Annotated in this window: 4 protein-coding genes; 1 reads left to right on the top strand and 3 read right to left on the bottom strand. The window is 64.5% G+C overall.

Annotation, left to right across the window (positions count from 1 at the left end):
* A partial coding sequence (locus WDW90_RS35790; protein WP_336492503.1) for a hypothetical protein occupies window positions 1-410 on the top strand: 410 nt, incomplete at its 5' end.
* 406 nt (window positions 411-816) lie between these two features.
* Here WDW90_RS35790 and WDW90_RS35785 read toward each other — a convergent pair.
* The 3 genes from WDW90_RS35785 to WDW90_RS35775 all read right to left on the bottom strand — a co-directional run bounded on the left by WDW90_RS35785 (window position 817) and on the right by WDW90_RS35775 (window position 3,099).
* Window positions 817-1,503, bottom strand: coding sequence for a division plane positioning ATPase MipZ (locus tag WDW90_RS35785; RefSeq protein ID WP_336492502.1), 687 nt, complete (start codon window positions 1,501-1,503; stop codon window positions 817-819).
* A 237-nt stretch (window positions 1,504-1,740) separates the two neighbouring features.
* Window positions 1,741-2,202, bottom strand: a complete 462-nt coding sequence (locus tag WDW90_RS35780) for a polysaccharide deacetylase family protein (protein WP_336492501.1) — start codon at window positions 2,200-2,202, stop codon at window positions 1,741-1,743.
* Between the two features lie 594 nt (window positions 2,203-2,796).
* Window positions 2,797-3,099, bottom strand: a complete 303-nt coding sequence (locus WDW90_RS35775; RefSeq protein WP_336492500.1) for an integration host factor subunit beta — start codon at window positions 3,097-3,099, stop codon at window positions 2,797-2,799.
* Between the last annotated feature and the right edge of the window lie 190 nt (window positions 3,100-3,289).

Below are 3,289 nucleotides of genomic sequence, written 5' to 3'. Positions count from 1 at the left end.
AGGATGCCAAGGCGACGATTAAGGCGCCCTTGGAGCCGCCGGCCGAATGCAGTGTCATCGCGGGATCGGCGGCCTCAACGGGCAAGCGCCAAGCTCGAAAGCCGTTTCCTTGCTCGAGGTTGATTCAGGACGGGCGCGGATGGCTTGGCCGCTCCAGTTATTCGTTTCGGCTGTCGGCCGCCCTGGGGGCGTATCCGGAGTGGCACCTCGGCGAGCTGAAGACGCAACTCAGCATTCTTGGCTGCGAATTCGAGCAGGAGCTGAGCGGTGTCGGAAGCCACTCCCCTCACCTCTCGGCTGGCGCGCTGATCGCACCGGCCGCAGCCGCTCCAAGGGCGGTGGCGAGCATGCCCAGAAAGGCTGCCGTGATCATGCCTTGGCCTCTCGTCTTCAATGCCAGTAACTGGTAGCTACCAGCTAGCCTCTAGCTATCCGCTTGCTATCGGCTAGCGCATTCCCGTTCGAGCAATTCTGTTGCTCTCTCAAAGGCTTCACCGAAGCCCCAGCCATTCGCGTCTGCGACTCGCGTGAATGCCTCAATCGTCTCAGCGCGTGCCTTGATGTTGAACTGCACGTTTCGACCAGTTCGGCGACGCCGCTGCTGTAGTGCGGGGGTGGGAATGGAGGCGGCGGTGGGCAACTCCCCTGCCCTGCCCGGCTCCCTACTGCGAAAGCCAGCTGCTTCGGCCGCCTTCCGGGCCTCTTCAGCGGCTGGCTTAGCGACAGGAGGCTTTGGCTTCGACCACGCCGCTGGGTCAAAATCGTCAAGCTCGTCGCCAAATCCGAGTGAGGGTCGGTCCTTCATGCCCGCCTCCGTCATGCAGCAGCCCGCGTGCCGGCCGTAGCCCGCAATTTGGCGATAACCTCGCCGGCAAATTCGCGCGCGTTCTGAATGGCCTTTTCGAGGTTGCTCACCTGGGACGGGTTGAGCCCCGAGAGCGTGCCCCCGTAGTCGAAGAGGTCGCGATAGGCGGCACGCTCCACGATCGGCGTGGCGAAGATCTCGATGCCGCCAGCCTGCAGCTGCTCGGAAACGTTGCGGAGCGCGCGAGACGTGACGGCAGCTCCGGTGCGGGTCAGAACGACGGCGTGGCCAATCTTTCGCCGGGACATCTTCTCCTGGTTGCGGATGAGGCGGATCGTCTTGGCGCCGCCCTTTGCGTCCATGGAGGAGCCCTGGATAGGGATGACCACGAGGTCAGACATGCCGATGGCGTTGGATACCATCAAGCTAGCCGTTCCTTCGAGGTCGACGATCACGAACTGAGCCTCGCGCTCCGCGGCTTCAATCGCATCGACCACTGTGTCCTCGGTTACGTCTCCGATGATGGTGACGTTGTCCGGCTTGCCCGGCAGGCGGGACCACTGGCTGATCCACTTCTCCGGATCGGCATCGATAATCGCGACGGCTGCTCCCTTCGCTGCAATCTCGGTCGCCAAGAGAAGGGCGGTAGTGGTCTTCCCAGCCCCTCCTTTGGGGTTGGCAAAGGCAATGACGGGCATGACGCCTCCTGTTGCTCGGCCGCGCGGACGAGGCATCATCGGGCGAGAATAGTTACCAGATAGCTAACAGCTACCGGTCAGCTACTCGCTAGCTACCGGTCAGCTAGCGAGTAGCTACTCGGGTGCTAGCAGAGAGCTATCAGGTAGCTAGATGGGAGCTCCTTGGTAGCTAGCCGGTAGCTATCCGGTATCGTGTCGGCTGCGCCGTCAGCAACTTCTTGATTGTGCAAAGCAATCTTAGAGGGCGGCGCTGGCAAAGAGATCGAGTTGCGCTCTGGACTCCACGCTGGCAGTCCGATTGCCTCGCCTAGAATTTCGCGGCTTAACCAACGGAGGCAGCGGGACATTCGGCCTGCTGTGCAGCACGGCACCAATCATCCGGCAGCCGTCGCCGTGGGTGAAGGCGTGGAGGGAGTAGGGGCCCGAGCGCAGGATCTCCTGCACCAGAGGCTCGGAGAGCGGCAGTTCGGCAAGTGCAGTCAGGAGGCACGGCAGACCCGCGGACTGGATACCGAGCGCGCGGAATTCGAAGCTGCGAGCAGCCCAGACGTGGCGCACGACCCCGGCACTGGTTTGGGGGAAGGGGTTCGGACCGCGCTCCGTCGCCTCATCCAGCACGAAGGCGGCAAGCGTCTCGCCCTCTGCGATGTGCGCCGCATTGCGGATCGAGGCAGCAAGCTGGCGCTTCGCGATCGACATGTCTGCCGGCCCTCCCTTCGGTTGCCTCACGGCTACGCTGGTCGAGGTGTGCTGGACAATAGCGAAGAAGCGGGGAGGGCAGGGGAGCCGTGGATCAGGCTCGACAACTGCTCTGGGTTATGGGCCGGCGGGGTGCCCCGGTTTGCCCTCCTAGCACCCCGCCGGCCGACGCCTGCCCACGAATGCCAGACATCAGGCCCAGCATAGGCGATCACGCCAGTTAGGATGCGGGCAGGGGCCACCGACCGCGACAACGCGAGGGGGCTTCAACGTGTGCGGCCGGCGCCTGCCGCCCCAGATCAAGTCCGGGGTGCGTGGGGCAAGCTGCGCCGCGAAGTGTGCTGGCGTGTTTCCGGCAGGGGCAAGGGATCCCGGAGGCGGGGTCCCCGACCGCAACACCGCGACCTTGGGAGAACACGGGCGCGGCCGGTGCCTGCTACCCTGCTCGCGACAGGGCGCACGAGGATGCTCGGCCCCGCAGTGGGAGCCGGCAAGTCGTGAGAGAGCAATGGGGGGAACAGGCGCTTGGCGATGTAGCCAGCCCCAAGCGAGTGAAAAAACCCTTTGCGACAGGCTGCTTCAGCCTACCCGGCGCTACTCGGGCAGGAGATCAGGCGTCTCGGTATTCAGCCGCTGCTGGATCTCCTTGCCGGGCTTGAAGTGGACGGCCTTCTTTTCCGCCACGGCTACGCTTTCGCCCGTCCGCGGGTTGCGGCCTTGGCGCGCCCGCATGCCCTTGATCGAGAAAGCCGCGAAGCCACGGATCTCCACCCGCTCGCCGGCCGCGAGCGCGTCCGCGATCCGGCCAAGGATCGCGTTCACGACGGCCTCGCAGTCCCGCTCGTAGAGGTGGAGGTTCTCCGCCGCGATGCGGGCGACAAGCTCGGACTTGATCATGCGCTGGAGACGAGCACGATCGGCCCGAGGCTTTCAAGCGGCTTCGATGCGCGCGCGAGACCACGCAATTCGCATAATCTGTGCGCTTCCCTTCGCGTAAGGGGAGTTATGGCACCACTCAGAGCACGTAAGCGCCCAGCCTCCAAGCCTCTCCTGAAAGGAGGCTGCTGCCGGCTTTCCCGGCGGACGT

It is taken from the genome of Methylobacterium nigriterrae, from assembly GCF_037106235.1.
Taxonomy (GTDB): domain Bacteria; phylum Pseudomonadota; class Alphaproteobacteria; order Rhizobiales; family Beijerinckiaceae; genus Methylobacterium; species Methylobacterium nigriterrae.
This window is presented reverse-complemented; position numbering and strand designations above follow the sequence as displayed.